At 68.1% G+C, this 24,131-nt stretch carries 29 protein-coding genes; 22 read left to right on the forward strand and 7 right to left on the reverse strand.

Going from position 1 to position 24,131, the window contains the following annotated elements:
* Nucleotides 1–987: a 2-hydroxyacid dehydrogenase gene (locus ACI8U3_RS04915; RefSeq protein ID WP_415013748.1), complete on the reverse strand. Its 987-nt coding sequence runs from the start codon at nucleotides 985–987 to the stop codon at nucleotides 1–3.
* A gap of 67 nt (nucleotides 988–1,054) precedes the next feature.
* Between ACI8U3_RS04915 and ACI8U3_RS04920 the strand changes: the two genes are divergently transcribed.
* From ACI8U3_RS04920 to fabB, 3 genes are all read left to right on the forward strand, one after another.
* Nucleotides 1,055–1,618 carry an SH3 domain-containing protein gene (locus ACI8U3_RS04920; protein WP_415013749.1) on the forward strand — a complete coding sequence of 188 codons (564 nt, stop codon included), beginning with the start codon at nucleotides 1,055–1,057 and terminating at the stop codon, nucleotides 1,616–1,618.
* Between the two features lie 102 nt (nucleotides 1,619–1,720).
* The gene (gene fabA / locus ACI8U3_RS04925; RefSeq protein ID WP_415013750.1) at nucleotides 1,721–2,263 is read left to right on the forward strand and encodes a 3-hydroxyacyl-[acyl-carrier-protein] dehydratase FabA; all 543 of its coding nucleotides are present in this window, start codon (nucleotides 1,721–1,723) and stop codon (nucleotides 2,261–2,263) included.
* A gap of 53 nt (nucleotides 2,264–2,316) precedes the next feature.
* Entirely contained in the window at nucleotides 2,317–3,534 is a 1,218-nt protein-coding gene (gene fabB, locus ACI8U3_RS04930; protein ID WP_415013751.1) for a beta-ketoacyl-ACP synthase I, read from the forward strand.
* Between the two features lie 4 nt (nucleotides 3,535–3,538).
* Here fabB and ACI8U3_RS04935 read toward each other — a convergent pair whose 3' ends face one another.
* Nucleotides 3,539–4,075: a hypothetical protein gene (locus ACI8U3_RS04935; protein WP_415013752.1), complete on the reverse strand. Its 537-nt coding sequence runs from the start codon at nucleotides 4,073–4,075 to the stop codon at nucleotides 3,539–3,541.
* 17 nt (nucleotides 4,076–4,092) lie between these two features.
* Complete coding sequence (locus ACI8U3_RS04940; protein WP_415013753.1) at nucleotides 4,093–4,602, reverse strand: hypothetical protein; 510 nt, start codon at nucleotides 4,600–4,602, stop codon at nucleotides 4,093–4,095.
* A gap of 133 nt (nucleotides 4,603–4,735) precedes the next feature.
* On the opposite strand from ACI8U3_RS04940, the gene ACI8U3_RS04945 reads away from it, so the two are divergent.
* Genes ACI8U3_RS04945 through rplS form a run of 3 tightly spaced genes read left to right on the forward strand, consistent with a single transcriptional unit; the run spans nucleotide 4,736 to nucleotide 6,730 of the window.
* A complete protein-coding gene (locus ACI8U3_RS04945; RefSeq protein WP_415013754.1) occupies nucleotides 4,736–5,557 on the forward strand; it encodes an enoyl-ACP reductase in 822 nt (273 codons plus the stop codon).
* A 22-nt stretch (nucleotides 5,558–5,579) separates the two neighbouring features.
* Nucleotides 5,580–6,308, forward strand: a complete 729-nt coding sequence (gene trmD / locus ACI8U3_RS04950; RefSeq protein ID WP_415013755.1) for a tRNA (guanosine(37)-N1)-methyltransferase TrmD — start codon at nucleotides 5,580–5,582, stop codon at nucleotides 6,306–6,308.
* On the forward strand, nucleotides 6,305–6,730 hold the full coding sequence (gene rplS / locus ACI8U3_RS04955) for a 50S ribosomal protein L19 (RefSeq protein WP_415013756.1): 426 nt from the start codon (nucleotides 6,305–6,307) through the stop codon (nucleotides 6,728–6,730). Before trmD ends, rplS begins: the two co-directional genes overlap by 4 nt.
* Before the next feature lie 85 nt (nucleotides 6,731–6,815).
* On the opposite strand, the gene ACI8U3_RS04960 is transcribed toward rplS, so the two are convergent.
* Nucleotides 6,816–7,274 carry a PA2169 family four-helix-bundle protein gene (locus tag ACI8U3_RS04960; RefSeq protein ID WP_415013757.1) on the reverse strand — a complete coding sequence of 153 codons (459 nt, stop codon included), beginning with the start codon at nucleotides 7,272–7,274 and terminating at the stop codon, nucleotides 6,816–6,818.
* A 128-nt stretch (nucleotides 7,275–7,402) separates the two neighbouring features.
* On the opposite strand from ACI8U3_RS04960, the gene ACI8U3_RS04965 reads away from it, so the two are divergent.
* Together ACI8U3_RS04965 and ACI8U3_RS04970 are read left to right on the forward strand one after the other, a co-directional pair.
* On the forward strand, nucleotides 7,403–7,825 hold the full coding sequence (locus ACI8U3_RS04965; RefSeq protein WP_415013758.1) for a TadE/TadG family type IV pilus assembly protein: 423 nt from the start codon (nucleotides 7,403–7,405) through the stop codon (nucleotides 7,823–7,825).
* The gene (locus tag ACI8U3_RS04970) at nucleotides 7,825–9,477 is read left to right on the forward strand and encodes a pilus assembly protein TadG-related protein (protein ID WP_415013759.1); all 1,653 of its coding nucleotides are present in this window, start codon (nucleotides 7,825–7,827) and stop codon (nucleotides 9,475–9,477) included. Before ACI8U3_RS04965 ends, ACI8U3_RS04970 begins: the two co-directional genes overlap by 1 nt.
* On the opposite strand, the gene ACI8U3_RS04975 is transcribed toward ACI8U3_RS04970, so the two are convergent.
* Entirely contained in the window at nucleotides 9,474–11,306 is a 1,833-nt protein-coding gene (locus ACI8U3_RS04975; RefSeq protein WP_415013760.1) for a DUF885 domain-containing protein, read from the reverse strand. The two genes, ACI8U3_RS04970 and ACI8U3_RS04975, sit on opposite strands and share 4 nt — an antisense overlap.
* A gap of 105 nt (nucleotides 11,307–11,411) precedes the next feature.
* On the opposite strand from ACI8U3_RS04975, the gene ACI8U3_RS04980 reads away from it, so the two are divergent.
* The 9 genes from ACI8U3_RS04980 to ACI8U3_RS05020 all read left to right on the forward strand — a co-directional run bounded on the left by ACI8U3_RS04980 (nucleotide 11,412) and on the right by ACI8U3_RS05020 (nucleotide 18,294).
* The gene (locus tag ACI8U3_RS04980; protein WP_415013761.1) at nucleotides 11,412–12,209 is read left to right on the forward strand and encodes a tryptophan 2,3-dioxygenase; all 798 of its coding nucleotides are present in this window, start codon (nucleotides 11,412–11,414) and stop codon (nucleotides 12,207–12,209) included.
* Nucleotides 12,210–12,252: 43 nt separating this feature from the next.
* Complete coding sequence (locus ACI8U3_RS04985) at nucleotides 12,253–12,774, forward strand: hypothetical protein (protein ID WP_415013762.1); 522 nt, start codon at nucleotides 12,253–12,255, stop codon at nucleotides 12,772–12,774.
* 68 nt (nucleotides 12,775–12,842) lie between these two features.
* Nucleotides 12,843–13,988, forward strand: coding sequence for an aldose epimerase family protein (locus ACI8U3_RS04990; RefSeq protein WP_415013763.1), 1,146 nt, complete (start codon nucleotides 12,843–12,845; stop codon nucleotides 13,986–13,988).
* Nucleotides 13,989–14,057: 69 nt separating this feature from the next.
* Nucleotides 14,058–14,510, forward strand: a complete 453-nt coding sequence (locus tag ACI8U3_RS04995) for a hypothetical protein (protein WP_415013764.1) — start codon at nucleotides 14,058–14,060, stop codon at nucleotides 14,508–14,510.
* Between the two features lie 133 nt (nucleotides 14,511–14,643).
* Complete coding sequence (locus ACI8U3_RS05000) at nucleotides 14,644–15,879, forward strand: argininosuccinate synthase (RefSeq protein ID WP_415013765.1); 1,236 nt, start codon at nucleotides 14,644–14,646, stop codon at nucleotides 15,877–15,879.
* 66 nt (nucleotides 15,880–15,945) lie between these two features.
* Nucleotides 15,946–16,425: a hypothetical protein gene (locus ACI8U3_RS05005; protein WP_415013766.1), complete on the forward strand. Its 480-nt coding sequence runs from the start codon at nucleotides 15,946–15,948 to the stop codon at nucleotides 16,423–16,425.
* An 81-nt stretch (nucleotides 16,426–16,506) separates the two neighbouring features.
* A complete protein-coding gene (locus ACI8U3_RS05010; protein ID WP_415013767.1) occupies nucleotides 16,507–16,998 on the forward strand; it encodes a hypothetical protein in 492 nt (163 codons plus the stop codon).
* Nucleotides 16,999–17,039: 41 nt separating this feature from the next.
* The gene (locus tag ACI8U3_RS05015; RefSeq protein ID WP_415013768.1) at nucleotides 17,040–17,672 is read left to right on the forward strand and encodes a LysE family translocator; all 633 of its coding nucleotides are present in this window, start codon (nucleotides 17,040–17,042) and stop codon (nucleotides 17,670–17,672) included.
* An 85-nt stretch (nucleotides 17,673–17,757) separates the two neighbouring features.
* Nucleotides 17,758–18,294, forward strand: a complete 537-nt coding sequence (locus tag ACI8U3_RS05020) for a CC0125/CC1285 family lipoprotein (protein WP_415013769.1) — start codon at nucleotides 17,758–17,760, stop codon at nucleotides 18,292–18,294.
* A gap of 10 nt (nucleotides 18,295–18,304) precedes the next feature.
* Here the strand turns inward: ACI8U3_RS05020 and ACI8U3_RS05025 are convergent, their stop codons facing one another.
* Complete coding sequence (locus tag ACI8U3_RS05025; protein WP_415013770.1) at nucleotides 18,305–19,045, reverse strand: DUF6065 family protein; 741 nt, start codon at nucleotides 19,043–19,045, stop codon at nucleotides 18,305–18,307.
* A gap of 78 nt (nucleotides 19,046–19,123) precedes the next feature.
* Here ACI8U3_RS05025 and ACI8U3_RS05030 point away from each other — a divergent pair, with 78 nt between their 5' ends.
* The 4 genes from ACI8U3_RS05030 to ACI8U3_RS05045 all read left to right on the forward strand — a co-directional run bounded on the left by ACI8U3_RS05030 (nucleotide 19,124) and on the right by ACI8U3_RS05045 (nucleotide 21,622).
* On the forward strand, nucleotides 19,124–19,633 hold the full coding sequence (locus ACI8U3_RS05030) for a prolyl-tRNA synthetase associated domain-containing protein (RefSeq protein ID WP_415013771.1): 510 nt from the start codon (nucleotides 19,124–19,126) through the stop codon (nucleotides 19,631–19,633).
* A 78-nt stretch (nucleotides 19,634–19,711) separates the two neighbouring features.
* Nucleotides 19,712–20,611, forward strand: a complete 900-nt coding sequence (gene trxA, locus ACI8U3_RS05035) for a thioredoxin (RefSeq protein ID WP_415013772.1) — start codon at nucleotides 19,712–19,714, stop codon at nucleotides 20,609–20,611.
* A 4-nt stretch (nucleotides 20,612–20,615) separates the two neighbouring features.
* Nucleotides 20,616–21,272: an LON peptidase substrate-binding domain-containing protein gene (locus tag ACI8U3_RS05040; RefSeq protein WP_415013773.1), complete on the forward strand. Its 657-nt coding sequence runs from the start codon at nucleotides 20,616–20,618 to the stop codon at nucleotides 21,270–21,272.
* 155 nt (nucleotides 21,273–21,427) lie between these two features.
* A complete protein-coding gene (locus tag ACI8U3_RS05045; protein WP_415013774.1) occupies nucleotides 21,428–21,622 on the forward strand; it encodes a Trm112 family protein in 195 nt (64 codons plus the stop codon).
* Here the strand turns inward: ACI8U3_RS05045 and ACI8U3_RS05050 are convergent.
* Nucleotides 21,619–22,878, reverse strand: a complete 1,260-nt coding sequence (locus ACI8U3_RS05050; protein WP_415013775.1) for a UbiH/UbiF/VisC/COQ6 family ubiquinone biosynthesis hydroxylase — start codon at nucleotides 22,876–22,878, stop codon at nucleotides 21,619–21,621. The genes ACI8U3_RS05045 and ACI8U3_RS05050 overlap by 4 nt on opposite strands.
* A 129-nt stretch (nucleotides 22,879–23,007) precedes the next feature.
* Here ACI8U3_RS05050 and ACI8U3_RS05055 point away from each other — a divergent pair.
* Nucleotides 23,008–24,131 (forward strand): DNA translocase FtsK 4TM domain-containing protein (locus ACI8U3_RS05055; protein WP_415013776.1); only part of this gene is annotated, 1,124 nt, incomplete at its 3' end.

The raw sequence follows: 24,131 nt of genomic DNA on the forward strand, positions 1-24,131 counted from the left end.
TCACAGCATCGCGGGAATGACCCGATCCGGGGGGCGGTGGCCGTTGGCGTAGGTCATGATGTTCTGGATCACGCGCTCGCCCATTTCACGGCGGGTCTCCAGGGTGGCGGACCCCATGTGCGGCAGCAGCACCACATTGGGCTGGCCCACAAGGCCGGGATGGACGCTGGGTTCGTGCTCGAACACGTCCAGTCCCACGCCGGCGATGGCTTTTTCCCGCACCGCGTCGGCCAGGGCCGCCTCATCGATCAGTTCGCCGCGCGCGGTGTTGACCAGAATCACATGGGACTGAAGCTTCGCCAGCTGCTCGGCCGACATCAAATGGTGGGTCTCCTTCGTCGCCGGACAGTTCAGCGAGATCAGGTCCATGCGGCCCAGCATCTGGTCCAGATCGTCCCAGTAGGTGGCGCCCAGCTCCGCCTCGATGGCGGCGCTGACCGGCTTGCGGTTGTGATAGTGCACTTGAAGCCCGAAGGCCTTGGCGCGCCGGGCCAGGGCCTGACCAATGCGGCCCATGCCGACGATGCCCAGCCGCTTGCCCCACAGCTTGCGCCCGTTCATCCAGGTGGGGGTCCAGCCGGTGAACCGGCCCTCGGCCATCACCTGCGCGCCCTCCACGACCCGGCGCGATACGGCCAGGATCAGGGTCATGGCCAGGTCGGCGGTGTCCTCGGTCAGGACGCCGGGGGTGTTCGTGACGATGATGCCCCGCGCCACCGCCGCCTCCACGTCGATGTGGTCCACGCCCGCCCCGAAATTGGCGATCATCTTCAGCTGCTCGCCCGCCCCCGCGATCAGGTCGGCGTCGATGCGGTCGGTGATGGTGGGCGCCAGAACGTCGGCGCGTTGCATGGCGGCCTCGAGCGCGGCCCGGTCCATGGGCGCGTCGGTCAGGTTCAGCTCCGCGTCGAACAGCTCGCGCATGCGGGTCTCGACGGCGTCGGGCAGCCGTCTGGTTAGCACGACCTTAAGATTGCTGGCGGACATAGACGCTTTCAGGCTGTGACGACGGCGCACCGCGCCGGACGCCGAGGAATGGCCGAGGGAACGGGACGTGTCTAGCAAAGCGTCGGGAAGGATCAAAAGCCTGCGCGTGGTTCTGCTGGCCGCAGGCATGGCGCTGGGGCTCGGCGCCGGCGCCCAGATGCCGGATGGACGCCCGACGCCGTCGGGCTTCGACGTGCCCCGCTGGGTCTCCATCAAGTCCTCGCCGGCCCGCGCCCGCCGGGGCCCCGGCCTGGATCACCGGATCCTGTGGGAGTACCGCGCCGCCGGCCTTCCGGTTCAGGTGGTGGCCGAGACCCGGGACTGGCGTAAGGTCTGCGACCCCGAGGGCAATGTGGCCTGGGTCCATCGCACCATCACCTCGGGCCGCCGCACCGCCTTCAATCGCACGGCGCAGCCTCTCGATCTGCACGCGCGACCCGACGGGGACGCCCGCGTGCGCGCCCGGCTGGCTCCGCGTTCAGTGATCACGCTGGACCGCTGCGAGGACGGCTGGTGCCGCCTTCAGTCCGGCCGCACCGAAGGCTGGGCGCCCGCCGAGGCCCTGTTCGGCGTGCAGGAACAGGCCCAGTGCGCCGCCTCGGCCCCGCCGGGTCGCGCTTCCGGTCGCTGATCAACCGAACGCCGAAGGTTGAGCCGCCCCCCGGGGTCGTGTAACCGCCCGGACACATCCCGCGTCGGACGTTTGCGCCGACGGCCAAGACGGAGCAGCCCGGTGACCACATCGCCCCATCCCTCGTCCTTCGACCATCCGGCGCTGCTGGCCAGCGGCCGGGGCGAGTTGTTCGGACCGGGCAACGCCCAGCTGCCCGCGCCGCCGATGCTGATGTTCGACCGGATCACCACGGTCACCATGGACGGCGGCGATCACGGCAAGGGCTATATCGAGGCCGAACTCGACATCCATCCGGACCTCTGGTTCTTCCAGTGCCACTTCATCGGCGACCCCGTCATGCCCGGATGCCTGGGCCTGGACGCCATGTGGCAGCTGGTGGGCTTTTTCCTGGGCTGGACCGGCGCGCCGGGGCGCGGCCGGGCGCTGGGCGTCGGCGAAGTGAAGTTCACCGGCCAGGTGACGCCTGACATCAAGAAGGTGGTCTACAAGGTGCATCTGAAGCGGGTCATCAACCGGCGGCTGGTCATGGGCATCGCCGACGGGGTGCTGGAAGCGGACGGCGTGCCCATCTATGTGGCCAAGGACATGCGCGTGGGCCTTTTCGGAGCCCAGGCGCCCGCCACGGCGGAAACCGCCGGCTGAGTTGCGGATTAGCTTTCAACGACCGGTAAACGGCGACAAGGGCGAGGAATAGAATGCGGCGTGTGGTGATCACGGGTCTGGGGATCGTCTCCTCCATCGGCAAGAACGCCGAAGAGGTCACGCAATCCCTTCGCGAGGCCCGCTCGGGCGTCGTGGCCGCGCCGGAATACGCCGAGCTGGGGTTCCGGTCGCAGGTCCATGCCCCGCCGAAGATCGAGGACTGGGCCGGTCTGGTGGACCGCCGCGCCGCCCGGTTCCTGGCGCCCGGCACGGCCTGGGCCCACATCGCCTTTGAGCAGGCGCTGGCCGATTGCGGCATGACCGCCGAGGAAATCCGTCACGAGCGCATCGGCCTGATCGTCGGCGACGGCGGCCCGTCCACCCGCACCATCGTCGAGGCGGCCGAGACCACCAGGACGCGCGGGCCCAAGCGTATCGGCCCGTTCGCGGTGCCCAAGGCCATGTCCTCGGGTCCGTCGGCGGTGCTGGCCACCTGGTTCCAGATCAAGGGCATCAACTATTCGATCAGTTCGGCCTGCGCGACCTCGGTGCACTGCATCGGCGCAGCCGCCGAACAGATCGCCTGGGGCAAGCAGGACGTGGTCTTCGCCGGCGGCTGCGAGGAGATCGACTGGACCCTGTCGAACCTGTTCGACGCCATGGGCGCAATGTCCTCCAACTTCAACGAAACGCCTTCAGTGGCCAGCCGCGCCTATGACAAGGACCGCGACGGCTTCGTCATCGCCGGGGGCGCGGGCATCGTGGTGGTAGAGGAATACGAGCGGGCCAAGGCGCGCGGCGCCAAGATCTACGCCGAGATCGTGGGCTACGCCGCCAACTCCGACGGCTTCGACATGGTGGCGCCCTCCGGCGAAGGCGCGGAGCGCTGCATGAAGCTGGCGCTGGAGCAGGCCGGAAATCGCAAGGTCGACTACCTGAACCCCCACGGCACCTCGACCCCCGTGGGCGACGCGCGCGAGACCGACGCCATCCGCAACGTCTTCGGGGCCGACAAGGCGCCCATGATCTCGTCCACCAAGTCCCTGACCGGCCACAGCCTGGGGGCGGCGGGCGCGCAGGAGGCGATCTACTGCCTGCTGATGATGCAGGAAGGCTTCGCCGCCGAGAGCGCGCATATCGAGACCCTGGACCCGGATTTCGCCGATCTGCCCATCCTGCGCGAACGCAAGGACGGCGAACTGACCACCGTCATGTCCAACTCGTTCGGCTTCGGCGGCACCAACGGCTGCATCATCCTCTCGAAGGTGTGACGCGTCAGGGGACCATGTATTCGGCGAAAGCGCCGCCGATACAGGCGTCGGCGACCTGACGGATGGCGAAGACCGCCGGATCGGCGTCCAGAGAAAACGCCACATCCTGCGCCTGGGGCCTCAGATAGGCGTCCTGGCGCGAGGCGCCGAGGCAACGCCAGCGCACGTGGCCATCCTGGCCTGACGAGACCAGCACAATCACCCCGACCTCGCCCACGCGCGGCCGTTCTTCGCGCAGAGCGGCTCTCAGGCAGGCCGGTGCGGCGGCGTCGTCCCCTTCGACGCACGGGGCGAAGACCGCCGGGTCCATGGCCGAGGGCGTCAGGCCGTAGCCGTCCCGCCATCCCTCGATCAGCCGGGCGCTCAGCGCCGCACCCGCCTCGCCCGCGCCCGGCAGTGCCACCATCAGCGGCATGGGTGCGAGCGGCGCGGGACGGGTCTGAGGCAGGGTCCCGACACCCGGCGGGGGCTGGGAGCCGGTCGACGCGCAGGCTGCCGACAGTGCGGCGAGAAGCGCGAAGGCCAGGCGCGGCGTGGTCATGGGCGATCTCCTTTTTCTCACCAGCCGCTCTCGGCGGCGGCCGCCGTGAGGCAGCCGGCGGCTTGGGAGACCTGCTCCGGGCTGAACCGGCCTTCGGCTCGCCAACCGAGGAAATCGACGGAAATGCGCTGGCGGTCGGGCTGGACCGCGGCCTCGCCGACCCCGACGCAGGTCCAGCTGATGCTGAATCCGGGCCCGGGGGCGACCAGCACCACCGCCGTGGGCGGCGTCATCTCCGCCGCGCCGCGCGCGGCCAGCGCCTCTCGGACGCAGCTTTCCTCTGCAACGCCCGAGGCCGTGCAGGCGGCGAAATCATCGTAGGTGAAAGCCGACGGGACAATGCGAAGCCATCCGCCGCCGTCCGCCGGCGAAATCGCTGCGAGCAGATCATCGCTCTCGTCGACCGGTCCGGGGTCTTCTCCGCCGGGCGACAGGATCAGCACCGCGACCTCTGGCGGCGGCGGAATGGCGGCTGCTGGAACGGCCAGAAGGGTGATGGCGGCGGCGGCGGCGGCGCAGCGGTTCATGGCGGTCTCCCCGGTGGACCTTCACTCTAGCTCACCCTTCCGACCGCGCCAGTCTGTCGGTTCCTGATGGCCCCGCTTCCCCCTCGCCGTCCGCCCTGCTAACCCTCCGGCTCGAATCTTAAGGAGCACGATCATGGCCGCTGAATCCGCCTGGACCATGCCCAAGGGCGATCTCATGAAGGGCAAGAAGGGCCTGATCATGGGGGTGGCCAATTCCAACTCCATCGCCTGGGGCATCGCCTCGCAGCTGGCCGCCCAGGGCGCCGAGCTGGCCTTCACCTATCTGGGCGAGGGGCTGGAACGCCGGGTTCGGCCGCTGGCCGAGAGCGTGGGCGCCAAGCTGCTGATCCCCGCCGACGTCACCGACGACGCCAGCATGGACGCGGCCTTCGAGCAGCTGGAGAAGGAATTCGGGACCATCGATTTCGTGGTCCACTCGGTGGCCTTCGCCAACAAGGACGAGCTGAAGGGCTCGTTCGTGGAGAACACCAGCCGCGACAGCTTCCTGCTGGCCATGAACATCTCGGCCTTCAGCTTCGTGGATGTGGCCAAGCGGGCGTCGAGGCTGATGCCGAACGGCGGGTCCATGGTGACGATGACCTATCTGGGGTCGGAGCGGGCCATTCCGAACTACAACACCATGGGCGTGGCCAAGGCGGCGCTGGAGGCCGCGACCCGCTACATCGCCCGCGACCTGGGGCCCAAGGGCATCCGCGTGAATGCGATCAGCGCCGGCGCCATGCGCACCCTGTCGCTGGCCGGCATCTCCGGCGGGCGGGGCATGATCGCCCAGGGCCGCGCCATGAGCGCCATGAAGGAGGACACCTCCATGGAGGGCGTGGCCGGCTGCGCCCTGTGGCTGTGCTCGGACCTGGGCCTGTCCACCACCGGCGAGGTGGTGCACGTGGACGCCGGCTTCCACATGATGGGCCTGGGGGACGACTCCGAGGGCTGAGGCTCCCGGGGCGAGGCCGCCCATGTTCACCGCCACGGTCCTGACCATGTTTCCCGAGGCTTTCCCCGGGCCGCTCGGCGTGTCGCTGATCGGCACGGCGTGGCGCGAGCGAAACCTGTGGTCGCTCGAAACAGTGGACATTCGCGACTTTTCGACAGATAAGCGCGGCTTCCTGGACGACACCCCTGCGGGTGGCGGTCCTGGACAGGTCTTGAAGGCGGACGTGGTGGCCAGGGCGCTCGACAGCGTGACAGGGCCGCGGCGGCCGCTTTTGTACATGAGCGCGCGGGGCCGGCCCCTGACCCAGGCGCGTGTGAAGGACTGGGCCAAGGCGGACGGGATCACCGTCCTCTGCGGCCGGTTCGAAGGGGTGGACCAGCGGGTGCTCGACGCCCGGGGGTTCGAGGAGGTCTCGGTCGGAGACGCGGTTCTCGCCGGTGGCGAGGCGGCGGCGATGGTCGTGATCGAGGCGTGCGTAAGACTGATCCCCGGAGTGCTGGGCCAGGCTGAAAGCCTCAGTTCGGAGAGCTTCGAGGACGGGCTTCTGGAGCATCCGCAGTACACCAGGCCGCGGACGTTCGAGGGGCTCGACATCCCCGAGGTCCTGCTCTCGGGCGACCACGCAAAGGTCGCCAGGTGGCGTCAGGATCAGAGGGAAACCACCACGCGGGAGCGGCGACCGGATCTCTGGGAGCGGCATCTCGCCAAATCACAGCTAAAGGGCGCAAAAGCCCGAGGAGAAGAGACATGAATATCGTTCAGCAGCTCGCTGCCGAAGAAAAAGCCCGCGTCCTGGAAGGCCGCGAGATCCCCGATTTCCGCCCCGGCGACACCCTGCGCGTCAACGTGCGGATCAAGGAAGGCGAGCGCGAACGCGTGCAGGCTTTCGAGGGCGTGTGCATCGCCCGCGCCGGAACCGGCGTCAACGAGACCTTCACCGTGCGCAAGATCTCCTTCGGCGAAGGCGTGGAGCGCAAGTTCCCGATCCTGTCGCCCAACCTGGAATCCATCGAGGTTAAGCGTCGCGGCGTCGTGCGGCGCGCCAAGCTCTATTACCTGCGCGATCGTCGCGGCAAGTCGGCGCGGATCGCCGAGCGCCAGACCGTCCGCAAGGAAAAGGTCGTGGCCGTTCCGGAAACCGGAACCGCCGAGAAGGCCGGCGACGAATCCTGATCCATCCTGCCCTCGCGGCATGAAGAAGGCCCCGGTCCTTGCGGACCGGGGCCTTTCTCGTTTCACAAACGATTGCTGGCCGTGATCAGTTCTTGGCCTGCATGGCGTGCTTGATGTCACGCATCTGGTCATGGCCTTCGCGCACCGAGCCGTAGGCGCGGGTGATGGTGTCTCGGGTGGTGGCCGACAGGTCGCGATCCTCAATGGCCTTTTCGTACTTGGCCTTGATGTGATCCTCGCCGTTCTCGACCGAGTTCACCACCGCCTGTTCATCCTTGAGGATGGCGTGCTTCACGTCGAGGAAGGCGCGGTGAGCCTTGGCCAGGACGGTGCCGTCGTCCTCGGGCTCGCCGCCCAGCTGGCGCACGGTGCCCTGAAGCTCGCTGGCCACCTTCTGGCGCTCGAAGCTGCGCTGTTCGAACAGGGCGCGGAAGCCGGTGTTCTCGGTTTCCTTGGCCGCCTCGCGGTAGCCGTCGGCGCTGTCGAGGGTGGTTTCGATCAGGCCGTTCAGAACCTTGATGTCGTGATCGTTCGGGGTGCTCATGGCGTCCTCCTTGAGTGTGAATGGCTGAGCCTGAACAACCGTCGCGGGGCCGAAATGGTTGCGCCGGCTCTTAATACTCGTTTTACGTGTGTATGTGACCGTTATGCCCTCGATACGGGATGGCGGTGATGCGCGGCGTGGCTTTCATCGATGACTTCAAACGGGATCGTCGAGGCGTGGCGGCGATCGAATTCGCCCTGGTCTGCCCCATCCTGATCTTCCTGATGATCGGCATGATCGTATGGGGCGGCTGGTTCTGGCTGGCCCATTCGGTCCAGTCGCTGGCTTCCGAGGCCGCCCGCGCGTCGGTGGCCGGGCTGGACCTGGCCGAGCGCGAAACCCTGGCCCGTGCGGCGGTAGCCCGCCATATCCAGGGGACCGGCGTGGCGCCCGAGCAGATGACGGTGGAGGTCCGGGCCGAGGGCGACCTGATCCGCATCGCGGTGGCCTATGACGCCGCTGATCATCCCGTGTTCGTCCTGGCCGATCTCGTGCCCGCTCCCCCTCGGGTGATCGAGAGAACCGCTTCCATACGGACGGGCGGCTACTGATGAGCCGGCGCCGCCTCGTCTGGCAGTCGTTCGCGGCGAACCGGCGGGGCGGCGTCGCGATCATCGCGGCGGCGGGCGGCGCCTTGCTGTGCGTCCTCGCCGCCCTGGCGGTGGATCTGGGCTCCATCGCCCTGCATGCGCGCAAGGTGCAGGGGGCGGCGGATCTGGCGGCCTTGTCCGCCGCCCGTGACCTGGCTGCGGCGCAGCGCGCGGCCGAAGCGACCGTTCAGGCGAATCTGGGCGACGGCGCGCAGGTGCGTGTCTTCGTGGGAACCTATTCCCCGAATTCGGGGCTGGCGGCGCATATGCGGTTCTCGGCTGTGGCCGCAGGCGAGGCGCCCGACGCCGCCCAGGTGGAGGTCAGCCACCCTGCCCGCCTGTTCTTCGCCCGGGCGATCCTGCGACGGGAGTCCATCCCCGTCACACGCATGGCGACGGCGGCGCTGGAGCCGCAGGGGGCGCCGCTGGCGGCCTTCTCCATCGGCTCCCGACTGGCCCGGCTGGACGGCGGCGTGGCCAACGCCCTGCTGAGCGGCCTGGCGGGCGGTTCGGTCAATCTGTCGGTGATGGATTACGAGGCCCTGCTGGACGCGGACGTGGACCTTCTGACCTGGCTGGACGCGCTGGCGGTCGAATTGGATGTGCACGCCGCCGACTATCACACGCTGCTGGCGACCGAGGTGGAGGCGGGCCGCGCCCTGACGGTGCTGGAGCGCCTGCTGGACGGGCGATCACAAAGCGCCGTCTCTGAAATCGCCCGCGCCACGGACGGGGCGACCCTGACCATCGGTGAACTGGTGGGCGTCACAGGCGGGCTGGGTCGCAACATACAGGCGACCGTCTCGGCCATGGACCTGGCGACCGCTGTTCTGGAGGTGGCCGGCGGCGAGCGTCAGGTTCAGCTGGATCTGGGCGTCAACGCGGGTTTGGCCTCAACCCAGGCCTGGCTGGCCATCGGCGAACGGCCGAACGACGCGCCGTGGATGACCGTGACTGATCGCGGCGCACCCATCATCCGCACCGCCCAGGCCAGGCTCTACATCAAGGCGCGGACGGTCCGGACCCTGTCCGGACTGGCGCGGGTGGATCTGCCGGTCCTTATCGAACTGGCGGCCTCGGAGTCGCGGCTGGTCGAACTGGAGTGCCGGCCTGCCCGGCGCGTGGTGGTGGAAGCGCGACCCGGGGTCGCCCGGGCCTGGATCGGCGCCATCGACGAGAACCGGCTGGACGACTTCAGGACGCCGCTTGAGCCGACCCGGGCCACCCTGCTCTCGGTCTCCGGGCTGGTGACCGTCACCGGCCGCGCCGACATTGAGGCGGCGGACGCCGGCTGGACCGCCCTGACCTTCACCGGCGCGGACATCGACGGCGGCGCGATCAGGACCGTTCGTACGACCGGGGCTGTGTCGGGGCTCGCCTCCAGCCTGCTCCAGCGCCTTGACGTGGATGTGGATGTGATCGGCCTCGGGCTTGGCCTGGGCGGACTGACCCGGGCGCTGGGCGACCTGCTGTCGCCGCTGGGGCCAGTGCTGGACGGTCTGGTCAATCCGCTTCTGGATTTACTGGGCCTGAAGATAGGCGAGGCCGACATCCGCATGCACGGCCTATCCTGCCCCGCCGATGGCGGCCTGCGTCCGGTGCTGGTCGGTTAGGGCCGGCCGCCGCCGCCGGCGATCCAGCCGTCCACATTGGCCTCCAGCACGTTCAACGGCACGGCGCCGTCCGCCAGCACCACGGCATGGAAGTCGCGCACGTCGAAATCATCGCCCAGCGCCGCCTCCGCCCTCTGGCGCAGTTCCATGATCTTCAGCTGGCCGATCTTGTAGCTGACCGCCTGACCCGGATTGGTGACGTAGCGCTCCACCTCCTTGACGATGTCCAGCTCGGACAGCAGCGAGTTCTGCTGGAAATATTCAATGGCGTCCTCGCGGCTCCAGCGCAGGGCGTGAATTCCGGTGTCGGTCACCAGACGCACCGCCCGCCACAGCTCGAGCGACAGCCGGCCGAAGTCCGAATAGGGGTCCTGATAGAACCCCATCTCGCCGCCCAGCCATTCGGAATAAAGGCCCCAGCCCTCCGAATAGACGCCGTAGCCGCCGAAGCGGCGGAAGCTGGGCACGCCCTCCAGCTCCTGGGCCGCCGCGATCTGGAAGTGATGGCCCGGCGCGCCCTCGTGATAGCTGATGCCCTCGATCTGGGGCCGCAGCACCTGGGTCATGTCGGCCAGGTTGACGTAATAGATGCCCGGCCGCGATCCGTCCGGCGCCGGGCGGTTGTAGAACGCCACCGACGCCGTCGCCTGACGCCATTCCTCCACCGCCCGCACCTCAAGCTCGGCTTCGGGCAGGGTGTGGAAGAAGCGCGGCGCCGCCTCCATCGCATTGGCCACATGCTGGCGCGCCTCGGTCAGATAGGCTTCGCGGCCCTCGGCGGTGTTGGGGAACTGGAAGCGGGGGTCGGTCTTGATGAAGGCGAAGAAGTCCTGCAGCGAGCCTTCGAAGCCCACCGCCTCCTTGATCACCTCCATCTCGCCCTGGATGCGGGCCACCTCGTCCAGACCGATCTGGTGGATCTGCTGCGGCGTCAGGTCGGTGGTGGTGGAGGCCGCCACCCGCTGGGCGTAATAGGCCTCGCCGTCCGGCAGGCGCCACACGCCCTCATTGCTGTCGGCCCGGGCCTGCAGCGTCTGAAGCGTGTCGATGATCTGCTCATAGCCGCGCAGCCACGGCCCGGTCAGGGCGGCGCGTCCCGCCTCGATCAGGTCGGCCTTTTCCGCCTCGGACGCGTCCAGCGCCGCCACCTTGCGCTGGAAGTCGGCCCAGACGGGATTGTCCGCGCCGTCGTCAAAGGGCGCGCCGGAGATGACGTTGCGGGCGTCGCCGATGGTGGGCTCGAACACAAAGGCGGGCGAGACGATGCCCATTTCGGCGGCGTTCAGAACGTCGGCGGAAATCTCGCCCATGACCCGTTCGGCCTCGATCAGGCGCGCGATGTAGGCCCGGGCGTCGTCGACGGAATCCACCCGGTGGCTGTTGATCATGAACACCGGCAGCGAGCCGGTGGGATTGCCGTTGGCCGCGAAGGTGAAGCCGTGATGGCGGAAGGGGAAGGCGGCGCGCTGCTGTTCGACGCTGTGTTCGAACAACCGCCAGCTCAGCTGGTTCTGATGGTTCAGGGCGTCGTAGTCGAACTCGGCCTGCAGGCGGGCCAGATGGCGCTCGGACATCTCCATGCGGCGCACGGCGGCGGCGTCGGTGTAGTCGTTCAGCCGGTCATAGTCGCGCTTGATGCCCAGGGCGGTCATCTGCTGGGGGCTCTGGGCGATCTGTTCCTGGAACGTCTCCTCGAAGAACGCGAGGAGGCGTTCGTCCTCGGATTGGGCCTGAGCCTCCGCGGCCGCCAGGGCGGTCTCCTGCGCCATGACCGGCGCGGCGGCGGCGAACACGGTCACGATGGCGGTGGTGAGCAGAAGACGACGCATGGGCGTTTCCCTGAAAGGCTGATTTTTCTGACGGGTTCACCGTATGGACCGGGTCCGGTCGCGGCAAGCGCTTGAGGCCGGGCGCGCGCCGGGGGATAGAAGCCCATGACCCAACCCGCCGACATGACCTACGCCCGCTACCTGACCCTTGATCAGGTGCTGGGGGCTCAGAACCCGCTGAGCGACCAGCACGACGAGATGCTGTTCGTCATCATCCACCAAGCCAAGGAGCTGTGGCTCAAACAGATCCTGCACGAGATCGGCTACGCCCAGACGCTGGTGCGGGCGGGTGATCTGACCCCGGCCTACAAGAGCATGGCCCGGGTTTCGCGCATCCAGAGCGTCCTGACCCAGACCTGGGACATCCTGGCCACAATGACGCCGGCGGATTATCTGCGCTTCCGCGATTCCCTCGGCACGTCCTCGGGCTTCCAGAGCGACCAGTTCCGCCGCATCGAGGCCATGCTGGGCCTGAAGGACGCCCGCTTCCTGCGCTTCCACGAGGACCGGCCCCACGCCCATGCGGCGCTGAAGGCGGCAATCGAGTCCCCCAGCCTCTATGACGACGCCCTGCATCAGCTGGCGAAGGCCGGGCTGCCCGTGCCGGAGGCGGTGCTGAACCGCGATGTCAGCCAGCCCTATGAGCCCAACCCCGAGGTGGAGGCCGCCTGGCTGGAGGTTTACCGGGACACCACCCGCTGGTGGGAGCTGTATCAGCTGGCCGAGAAGCTGGTGGATCTGGACGACGCCCTGATCACCTGGCGGCACAAGCACGTCATCACCGTGGAGCGCATCATTGGACGTCGTCCCGGAACCGGCGGCACCGAGGGCGTGGCTTATCTGGCCAAGACTTTGGAGAAACGCTGCTTCCCCGAACTATGGTCGCTGCGCACGAAACTGTAGGCGCGCCGGACCGTTGGGAGGGGAGCAATGGAAGGACTTTGCCATGGCCCGCTCCCTGATCCTCGCGCCCGCCCTCGGCGCCCTGCTGCTCGCCGCGTGCGGCGACAACAACGCGCAAACCCCGCAGCCGCCAATGGACGAAGCCGAAAGCACGGCGCCCCTGCCTGACCAGCCGCTGGTCGGCGCGGGCTGGTCTATGGTTTCATCCGGCGAAGGCGTGGCTCTGAGGCTGGAGGAGGGCGGCGAGCTGATCGCGGCCCTGGCCTGCATGCGCAACCCCGCCGGACTGCGAGTGGAAAGCGACAGTTTCCAGCCGGTCATGAGCGAGGACCGCTTCACCGTCGGCGCGGGCGACGAGGCCTATGCCCTTGCGGCGGATCTGGAGGCTGGGCGCGAGCGCGGCGTCGAGGCGTCCGGCGAGATCCCCGCCGACCTTCTGGATCGCATCGAAGCCGGCGAAGAGATCGCCTTCAACTACGGCGCCCAGAACCTGGGTCCGTTCCCCGCGATCCCCGAGGCCGACCGCGCCGCCTTCGCCGCCGAATGCCGCGAGACGGCGGGCTGAGGCTCGACCTTCGCCCATTCGCCCCATAGGCTGACCCGGTTTCCACAAGGCAGAGACACGGCATGGCCATGAACAGGCGCGCATTCGGACTGATGGTGGGGGTAACCGGTGTCATGACGGCGGCGGGCTGCGCGACCGGACCCGGAGCGCGGGCGGGTTCGGTGCGGGAAAGCCGGTATGGCGTCATTCCCGACGGTCGCCCCGTTCGAGCCTTCGACCTCATCGGCGCGAACGGCATGACCGCCCGGATCATCGAATACGGCGCCGTCGTGGTCTCCCTGATCGCCCCGGACCGGAACGGCGTCATGGGCGACGTGGTGCTGGGGCTGGACACCCTCGAGGACTACATCGAGCGTAACCGCAATTTCGGGACCATCGTGGGCCGCTACGCCGGGCGTATCGCGGGCGGGCGGTTCCAGCTGGACGGCGAGACGATCCAGCTGGACACCGGAGGCGGCGCCCATTCCTCCCACGGCGGGCCGGACGGGTTCGCCAAAAGGCTGTGGCGCGGCGAGGCGATCCATGAAGACTTGGGGCCGGGCGTGCGCATGACGCTGATCAGCCCGGACGGGGATCAAGGCTTCCCGGGCGAACTCACCACCGAGGTGATCTATCGCCTGACGCCGGGCGGGGCCCTGCGCATCGACATGACGGCGACGACCACCCGGCCCACGGTCATCAACCTGACCCATCACGGCTATTTCAACCTGACCGGCGACGGCTCGCGCCCGGTGCTGGACCACGAGCTGATGATGGCCGCCGACGCCTTCACCCCCTTCGACGCCGACAAGGTGGTGACCGGCGAAATCCGGCCCGTGGCGGGCACGCCGTTCGACTTCCGCCGGGCCAAACCCATCGGCCGGGACATCGACGCCGATGACGAGCAGATCCGCATCGGAAACGGCTATGACCACAATTTCGTGGTGCGCGGCGAACCGGGCGATTTCCGCCTGGCGTCGTGGGCGCGCGATCCGTCCAGCGGCCGGGTGATGGAACTGCACACCACCGCGCCGGGGGTGCAGCTCTACACCGCCAACGCCATCCGCGACTGGCCGGCCAAGGGCGGGGTCGTCTATCAGCCCCGCACCGGTTTCTGTCTGGAGCCCCAGCACTATCAGGACAGCCCCAACCGGCCCGAGTTCCCCTCCACCGTCCTGCGTCCGGGGGAAACCTATCGCCAGCGGCATGAGTATCGGTTCGGGGTGGTGGGCTAAGAAGGCCGGCGCGCCAAAGGCCGCGAGCGGATACAGTCTCAAGCGCTTCCTCGAAACGACGGCACGCCCATGATCAGCACTTCCGACATAGATAACCCGCCAGACATTAAACTCGGCGGTCTTTCTCTTTGGGTGGAAGGGCGAGAACGCCCCGAGGATGAGGATTTTTGGGACGGCAACTGGCTGCTCATCCGCGCGAAGGTGGAAGCACACAACTCATACGTGGGCGTGAGTGGGCCCTGGCTGCGTACGGACGAGATCGCTTCTTTTCTCAACCAACTCGACATCATGTCGAACACCGTGAAGGGAAAGGCGGAGCTCGCTCCGATCGAGCCTTATCTGAAGGCAACACTCGAAATGAATGCGACAGGGCAGATCACAGCGCGCGTCGACGCGACGCCCGACCATATGTCTCAACGGCACACGTTCCACTTTGAGCTCGATCAGTCATTCCTTCCTGAAATCATTCGCGGATGTCGAAACATTCTGCTGAGATTTCCGACCAAGCGCTCACAAGCATGATCACAGATGAGCCAGACCTGTGCGTCCCAATGGGAAACCGAGATGACGCCGCCCTTCAGCCCAACCCCTTGCAAGACGGGACCATTGGTTCTTTAAGCGCGGCCATCTCCCCGCCTTGCCCGGAAATTTCGCCATGTCCGCTGATCGCGCGCCCAAGAAAGTCGTCCTCGCCTACTCCGGCGGTCTGGACACCTCCATCATCCTGAAGTGGCTGCAGACCGAATACGGCGCGGAGGTCATCACCTTCACCGCCGACCTGGGCCAGGGCGAGGAACTGGCGCCGGCGCGCGAGAAGGCGCTGAAGATGGGCATCAAGCCCGAGAACATCTTCATCGACGACCTTCGCGAGGAGTTCGTGCGGGACTACGTCTTCCCCATGTTCCGCGCCAATACGGTCTATGAGGGGCAGTATCTGTTGGGCACCTCCATCGCCCGGCCGCTGATCGCAAAACGCCAGATCGAGATCGCCCGCCAGATGGGCGCCGACGCCGTCTGTCACGGCGCCACCGGCAAGGGCAACGATCAGGTCCGTTTCGAGCTGGGCTACTATGCGCTCGAGCCCGACATCCGGGTCATCGCCCCCTGGCGCGAGTGGGAGTTCAAGTCCCGCGAGGCCCTGCTGGAGTTCGCCGAGAAGCACCAGATCCCCATCGCCAAGGACAAGCGCGGCGAGGCCCCGTTCAGCGTCGACGCCAACCTTCTGCACTCGTCCAGCGAGGGCAAGGTGCTGGAGAACCCGGCCGTCGAGGCGCCCGAGTTCGTGCACCAGCGCACCATCAGCCCCGAGGACGCGCCGGACACGCCCACCGTCATCACCATCGGCTTCGAGAAGGGGGACGCGGTCTCCATCAACGGCGAAGCCATGAGCCCGGCGACACTGCTGACCGCCCTGAACCAGTATGGCCACGACAACGGCATCGGGCGGCTCGACCTGGTGGAGAACCGCTTCGTCGGCATGAAATCGCGCGGGGTCTATGAGACGCCCGGCGGCGCGATCCTGCTGGCCGCGCACCGGGGCATCGAGTCCATCACCCTGGACGGCGGCGCCATGCATCTGAAGGACGAACTGGCGGTCAAATACGCCCACCTGATCTACAACGGCTTCTGGTTCTCGCCCGAGCGCGAGATGCTGCAGGCGGCCATTGATCACAGCCAGCAGAAGGTGTCCGGCACGGTGCGGGTCAAGCTGTACAAGGGCAACGCCACGGTCATCGGCCGCGAGAGCCCCAACAGCCTGTACGATCAGGAGCTGGTCACCTTCGAGGACGGCGCCGTGGCCTATGACCAGAAGGACGCGGCCGGGTTCATCAAGCTGAACGCCCTGCGCCTGCGGGTGCTGGCCAAGCGCGAGAATCGCGACCGGGACTGAGCAGTCTTGGAGCAGGGCGGTCGGTAGGGCATTCTGGCGGCTGATCCTGCTTCCGGAGTTGTCGCCATGCTGACCCGCACCCTTCTGGCCGCCACGGCCGTCTTCGCCCTCGCCGGCGCCGCCCAGGCCCGGGACACGGCGGCTCAGCCGGCGGCCCCGGCTTCCGCCCCGGCGGCGATGGACGAGACGGCCTTTGAAGCCCGTGCGGCGCGGTTCGAGCAGCAGGTCGACCAGATGACCCGCGAACTGGAAGCGGCCGGGCAGGCGGGCGGCGGCGACCGTGAGGTCACCATGGCCTCGGTGGATGAGATCCTCGCCCGCTATCAGCCCGAGTTCGAGAGCTTCGCCCGCGATTTCGAGACGTTCTTCAACGCCCAGATCGCCGCTTCGGACGATGAACAGGCCCGCGCCGAACTGACGACGGCGCGCGACACCACCATCCCGGTCATCCTCGCGATTCCGGGTCAGATCCGGGCTGGGGCGGAAGCTCAGTTCGCCGCCGCGTCGGAAGCGGCGGCGGCGCCGGCGACGCCCGAGACGGAATAGGCCCCGCCCACCTTAACGCGTTGTCACTTGCCCGAGGGCGGTTTCGGACGAATTGTGCGGTTGTCGGACAGGGAGACCGCCATGCGCCTCATCGCCATCGCCGCAGCCACCGCGATCATCGCCGCCCCCGCTTTCGCCCAGGACGGCGAAACCCGCTCCATGGCGGGCGTTATACCCGGCTATGAGCCCAGCGCCTTCGAGCAGGATCTGAGCGACATGGAATCCCGCATGGCCGCCTTCGGCGCCAAGGTCGAGGCGCTGGACGAAGACCAGACCCTGACCGAGGCGGAGCGCGAGACGCGCATGGCCGCGCTCTGGACCGAATACGGACCAGATGTGATGGCCTTCACCGCCTCGGCCGCCGAGATGGGCCTGAACACCGCCGGAACCATGATGCAGACCATGAACATCGGCGCCATGGTCGAGGCCGCCCTGTCCCAGGCCGACATCGCCGGGGCCATGGCCTCGGTCGAGGTTCAGGCGGCCCTGGCCGAAGCCTTCGCCGAGATCGCTTCGGCGCAGGCCCAGGTCAGCGCCGAAATGTCTGCGGACGACGATCACGATCACCCCTGATCGCGCTTGACGGCCGGACGGGCGCCGCGCAAACGGCGGCCATGACCGCCCTGCCCGTCGACCCCCACCTCTATCTGACCTTCCTGGGGGTCATGGCGATCATGGCCATGACGCCGGGCCCCGCCAACGTGTTCGCGGTGGCCACCGGCATGCAGAAGGGCCGGGCCTCGGTCTTCATGGCCGTGGCGGGCATGAATGCGGCCACCCTGGTGTGGTTCTCCGCCGCCGCCCTGGGGCTGGGGGCGCTGGTCAAGGCGTTTCCGGAAGCGTTCAGGGTGCTGGCCGTCGCCGGGGCGCTCTATGTGGCCTGGCTGGGGATCAAGGCGATCCGGGGCGCCTTCCGCACCGCCGCCGAGCCGTCGGAGATTCCGGTCAGAAAGGGCCGCAGCGCCTTTGTTGACGGATTCACCGTCCAGATCGCCAATCCCAAGGCCATCCTGTTCTTCACAGCCGTGCTGCCGCCGTTCCTGGACGTGAACCGGCCCGCCGCGCCGCAGCTGGCCCTGTTCGCCTGCGCCACCATCGGCATGGACGTCATCACGATGACCGCCTACGGCATGGGCGGAGCGGCCTTGAAGGCCCGCATGACGGACCCCAAATTCCAGCGTACCTTCGGCCTTGGGGTCGGGGCGCTTCTGCTCCTCGCGTCGATCCTTATTCTTTTGAGATTATAAGGACTTCCTCAGAGGCGGAACGGAGCTGTTCATCCGCCGTTCAGTGAGCGGCGGACATAATCGGGCCCAAATGGGAGAGAGTTTCATGAAACGCGTCATCCTGGCGACCGTCGCCGCCCTGGCCCTTACGGCCTGCGCCACGGCGACCCCCTACCAGCCGGCCAGCCCCACCATGCGCGGCGGCTACTCGGAAATGCAGATCGAGCAGAACCGTTTCCGCGTCGGTTTCGCGGGCAACTCGGTGACCTCGCGTGACACGGTGGAGATGTACCTGCTGTATCGCGCCGCAGAACTGACCGCCCAGGGCGGCTATGACTGGTTCCAGACCGTGGACCGCGCCACCGATCGGGACACCCGCTATGTGGGCTCGCCCGATCCCTTCTACAGCTCGCGTTACGGCCGCTACTGGGGTCCGTCCTGGCGCTTCTATCGCGGCGGTTTGTGGAGCCCGTGGGGTGACCCGTGGGGCCGGGATTTCGATGTCCGCGAAGTCACACGCTACGAGGCGTCCACCGAGATCGTGCTGGGTCGCGGACCCAAGCCGAATGATCCGAACGCCTTTGACGCCCGCGAGGTTCTGGAGAACATTGGCCCGCGCGTGGTGCGCCCGTCCATGAACTGATCGGGATCGATCAGAACAGTCTGAGCGTCTTCATCCGCCGCTTGTTGACATGGTCAGCAGGCGGCGGTGTCGTTTCGTCCGCATACTCGCCCTTGAAATAGAACCGCTGCCACGCCTCCTTGGCCGCATCGGGATCGCCGGAGGCCAGGCGCTTGTTGAAGCTGGTGCGCTCGCGGTTCCAGGCGTCGAACTGGCCCTTCATGGCCGGGTTGGCGTCCAGGGTCTTCATGACCGGCTGGAACTGCTCCATCTTCTTGTGCTCGACGATGGTCAGGAAACAGAACGGCTCGCCTTTGGCGAATTTCACCCGGCCGGGCCGTGTGAAGATCCAGTTCATGGTGAAAGGAAACGGCAGCCAGTCGGTCTCGATCAGGCCGGTCAGGGCCTGAATGCCGTCCTTGACGTGGTTGGGGGCGCCGGACGCGATCATCGCCCAGCCCGGCGGCGTGCGGAACAGATAGTTGGGGTGCATGGTCACCACCCCGCGCGAGAAGTGCGACTGCACGAAACCTGAAAAATCCGGGTGAGGGCGATCCGGCGTCAGGATGATGTCCGATTGCGACGGGCCGCCGTTCCACTCGGCCGTGAAGCCCATGGGGCACAGCAGCTCCCACCCCGTGGTGTTGGCCATGCTCAGCGGCAGACACCGGTAGGGGTGGCGCGAGGCGTAGGCGTCCATCCAGTCTCGCGACGGCCGTCCCGGCACCATCTCGGGCGGACGGGGCGACATGGGGTAGCATTCCAGTTCCAAGGCACGGCTCCGGCGGTCTAGTCTGAATGGCGCGCGACCCTATCCCCGCCGCCATGATGCCCTCAAGCCGAAACCCGCATGACTGATCCCGCCTTCAACCGCTCACGCCTGCTGGACTGGTTCGCCGAACAGGGGCTGGGCGCCGTCACCCACGATCATCCGCCGGTGTTCCGCGTGGAAGAAGGCCACGAGATCAAGGCCGCCATGCCCGGCGCCCACACCAAGAACCTGTTCCTGAAGGACAAGAAGCAGCGCCTGTGGCTGATCTCGGCGCGTCAGGACACGGTCATCGACCTGAAGTCCGCCCACCGCCTGATCGGCGCGGATCGCCTGTCCTTCGGCAATGAGACCCTGATGATGGAGACCTTGGGCGTACGACCCGGCTCGGTGACGGCGTTCGGACTGATCAACGATACGGACCGGCGCGTGACCTTCGTGCTGGACCATCGTCTGGCCGAGGCGGACCTTGTCAATTTCCACCCCCTGACCAACACCGCCACCACGGCCATGACCCAGACCGACTTCCGCCGCTTCCTGACCCTGGTCGATCATGACCCGCTGATCATCGATTTCAGCGCTTCCGCCTGATTGCACTTCACGCCGGGGGCGACCATCTGGGTTTGAACGCGTTAGACTGACCGACCACACTTGCCGGAACCGACACTGATGACTTTCGCCGACCCGCTCGCCGCCAACGCCGCCGACCCAGTCAAGGACGGCTCGGACTCCGAATTCATGACCGATGTGGTGGAGGCGTCGAAGACCCAGCCCGTGATCGTCGATTTCTGGGCGCCCTGGTGCGGGCCGTGCCGAACCCTGACGCCCGCCATCGAGAAGGCTGTGCGCGCGGCCAAGGGCAAGGTGAAGCTGGTCAAGATCGACGTGGACGCCAATCCCGCCTTCGCAGGCCAGTTGCGTGTCCAGTCCATCCCCACGGTATACGCCTTCAAGGACGGTCAGCCGGTGGACGGCTTCCAGGGTGCGATCCCGGAAAGTCAGATCACCGCCTTCATCGAGCGCCTGACCGGCGAGGCGTCCGGTTCGTCCGATCTGGACCAGATCCTGTCCATGGGCGAGGAATCTCTCGGCCTGAACGATCTGGGCGGCGCGGCCCAGGCCTTCGCCCAGGCGCTGCAGCTGGACCCCAAAAATGAAAAGGCCATCGCCGGCATGGCGCGGGTCTATCTGGCCGACGGCGACGCGGACCAGGCCCGCCAGACCATCGCCATGGCGCCGGACCCGTCGAAGGAGCCGCTGGTCAACAGCGTGCGGGCCCAGCTGTCGCTGGGCGCCGGCGCCCCCGCCGCCCTGACATCGGATCAGGAAGCGAAAGTCGCCGCCGCCCCCGACGACCATCAGGCCCGCTTCGATCTGGCCCTTGCCCTGGCCGCGGCCGGTCAGCTGGAGCCGGCGGTGGATCACCTGCTCAAGATCGTCGCCGCCGATCGCGACTGGAACGAGCAGGCGGCGCGCAAACAACTGCTGACCATCTTCGAGGCCGCCGGCCCCACGTCCGAGATCGCCCGCGACGGCCGTCGCCGCCTGTCCTCCATCCTGTTCGCCTGATCCGATGGGGCACAGCTACATAAAGGCCACGGACCTGCCCCAGGTGATCCCGGTGTTTCCGCTGGCGGGCGCCATCGTCCTGCCGCGCGGCCAGCTGCCCCTGAACATCTTCGAGCCGCGCTATCTGAACATGATCGACGACGCCATGGCCGGCGATCGGCTGATCGGCATGCTCCAGCCTTCAGGCGGACCCGACGCCTTGCCGGCCCTGTCGCCGGTGGGATGCGCCGGGCGGATCACCAGCTTCGCCGAGACCTCGGACGGGCGCTATCTGATCACCCTGACCGGGGTGGCGAGGTTCCGCGTGCTGGCCGAACTGCCGGCCCAGACACCCTATCGCCAGACGCGGGTGGACTTCGATCCCTTCGCCCTGGACCTGAAGGCGCCGGGCGAGAATGAGGAATTCGACCGCGGGGATCTGCTGGCGGCGCTGCAGGGGTATCTCAGCCCGCGCGGTCTGGACATCGACTGGGACGCCGCGCGCGATGCGCCGCCCGAAGCGCTGGTCAACAGCCTGTCCATGGCCCTGCCGTTCGAACCGGCCGAGAAGCAGGCCCTGATCGAGGCTCTGACCCTGAGCGACCGCTTCGACACACTCACCGCCCTGCTGCGCATCGACGCCGCCGAACCCGGTGACGACCAAGCGCCGACCATGCAGTAGCTCTTCTCGTCATCGTCATTCCCGGGCTTGTCCCGGGAATCCAGAGACACGGCCCCGTCCAGGCTTGTTCCTGCCCTGTCGGCGTTTATGGATCCTCGGGACAAGCCCGAGGATGACGGCTAGACAGACATCGCTGAACGAAAGACGCCTCAACAATGTCAGAGAATTTCAACACCCCCGCCACCGTCGATCCCCGCCTGCTGGAGGTGCTGGTGTGCCCGGTCACGCGCGGGCGTCTGACCTATGACCGGGCGGCGGGCGAACTGATCAGCAAGGGCGCCAAACTGGCCTTCCCCATTCGCGACGGCGTGCCGATTATGCTGGCCGAGGAAGCCCGCGCGCTGGACTAGACCGCCTCGCCCCGCAGCAGCCTGGGCAGATCCCCTGCCCCGCCGCCGGCCTCGGTCATGAAGGCGCGGCGCAGGGGCGCGATGCGGTTGACCGCCGCCATGCCCACGCCGCGCGCCAGACGCGTCAGCAGATCATCGTTCGAGAACAGCCGCACGAAGCCGTCAAACCCGGCCGCCAGGGCCGCATTGTCGAACCGGCGCCAGCGGGCGTAGCGCTCCAGCACCCCGACCGCGCCGATGTCCTCGCCCAGGCGCGCGGCCTCGGCCAGCACCTCGATCAGGGCGGCCACGTCCTTCAGCCCCATGTTGAGCCCCTGCCCCGCCACCGGGTGCACCCCGTGGGCCGCATCGCCGATCAGCGCGACACGCGGCGCGACGATGCGCTCGGCCAGCGACAGGGACAGGGGATAGACGAAGCGCGGCCCCTCCACGCTCACCGCGCCCAGAAACTCGCCGAAGCGCCGGTTCAGATGGCTCAGGAACGCCTCGTCAGACGCGTCGCGCAGGGCCTCGCCCCGCCGCGTGGTCTCGGTCCACACCAGGCTGGCGCGGCTGTCGGTCAGGGGCAGGATGGCGAAGGGGCCCGAGGGCAGGAAATACTCATGGGCCACATTGCCGTGGTCCCGCTCCATGCGGACGGTGGCCACCACCCCGCTCTGGCCATAGGCCCAGCCGGTGGTCCCGATCCCGGCCGCCTCGCGCACCACCGACTTGCGCCCCTCGGCGCCGACGATCACCGGCGCGCTCAGGGTCCGGCCGTCCTTCAGCACGGCGTGGGCGGCGAATTCCTCGATCCGCACTGCCTCCACGGCGGCGGGCGCCAGCACCGGCACCCCCGCGGCGCGCACCGCCCCGGCCAGGGCCGCACGGATATGGCGGTTCTCGATCATGTAGCCCAGCGGCTCGCCGCCCGTGCGCTCGCCGATCTCGTCGGCGTCAAACCGCAGGAAGGCGGGCAGGGCCCGGTGCGACGCCGCGCCCGGCCGCGTCCCGTCCGTCACCAGAATGCGGTCCATGCGGCAGGCGTGCGGCTCCAGCGCCTCGCCCACGCCCAGCGCCTTCAGCATGCGGAAGCTGGACCACGCCACCGCCGTGGAACGGCCGTCGAAGGTGGGCGCCGTCTGGTCCTCGAACGGGAACGGGTCCACCAGCACCGGCTTCAGCCCGGCCTTCGCGGCGGCCAGGGCGAAGGTCGCCCCGGCCATACCGGCGCCGGCCACGATGACGTCGAGATCGGATAGGTCGTCCTGGCTCATGATCTCCTTGTCGCGCCCCCCTGCGGCCGCGTCCAGAGGCGGCGCCGTCGCAGGGGCTGGTAAACGCGGGCTTAACCCTGCGCGGGCGATGATCGGCGCAGTTGTCTTCAGTCCCACCGGAGCCCGCCCATGTCCGCGGCCCTCGCCATCGGAACCCGTGTTTTTGACGGCGCCCGCATCCTGTGGGGCGCGCCCATCGCCGTGCGTTTCCGGGGCGGCTTCCTGGGCATCGCGGCGACCCTGCTGCTGGCCTCGCTGGTGTCGTGGAATCCGGCCGATCCCAGCCTCAACGCGGCGGCGGCCACCGCACCCACCAACTGGATGGGCGCCAACGGCGCGGTGTTCGCGGACCTGCTCTATCAGTCGCTGGGGATAGCCGCCTGGCCCGCCGTCCTGCTGATGCTGGCGTTCGGCCTGTCGGCGGCCTTGGGCGAGGTGGTGCAGACCCGCCTGCGCCCGACCCCGCTCAAGGCGCTGGCCGCCGTGCTGGGCGTGCTACTGCTGGCCGGCGCCCTGTCAGCCCTGATCATTCCGGCCATCTGGCCGCTGGCGGCGGGCCTCGGCGGCCTGTGGGGCGACGCCCTGCTGTGGGCCCCGACCAGCCTGTTCGCCTTCGCGGGCATTCCCTTCGCCGCCGCCTTCGCCGGCGTCCTTCTGGCGATCGCCGCCGTGGCCCTGCTGGCCTGGACCTTGGGCCTGCGCTGGCGCGACCTGACCGAGGTCCGCGTCGCCCGCCCGGCCCCCAAGGGGGTGCGCAAGGCCCGCGCGGCGCCCAAAGCGGCCGCGAATGTGCGCCCCCGCGCGGTAGCGCCCGAACCCGAGATCGATGACGCCCCGGCCGAGGCTTCCCCGCCGTGGGAAGAGCCCGCGCCCGCCGCCCGCGCGCCCAAGGTGGCGGGGGTCAAGGCGCCGCGTCCCGCGGGCCGCGAGCAGAACGAGATGCAGGGCGCCTTCGACTTCGCCCGCACCGAAGGCTTCGAACTGCCGCCGCTGGGCTTCCTGTCCAAGCCCAAGACCCGCGTCGCCGCCGTGGACGAGGAGTCCCTGAAACAGAACGCCCAGATGCTGGAGAGCGTGCTGGCCGAGTTCGGGGTCAAGGGCGTCATCGATCAGATCCGCCCCGGCCCGGTGGTCACCCTCTACGAACTGGCGCCCGCCCCCGGCGTGAAGCACGCCCGCGTGGTGGGCCTGTCCGACGACATCGCCCGCTCCATGTCCGCCCGCGCCTGTCGCGTCAGCGTGGTTCAGGGCCG

Source organism: Brevundimonas sp. (genome assembly GCF_047617075.1).
Taxonomy (GTDB): domain Bacteria; phylum Pseudomonadota; class Alphaproteobacteria; order Caulobacterales; family Caulobacteraceae; genus Brevundimonas.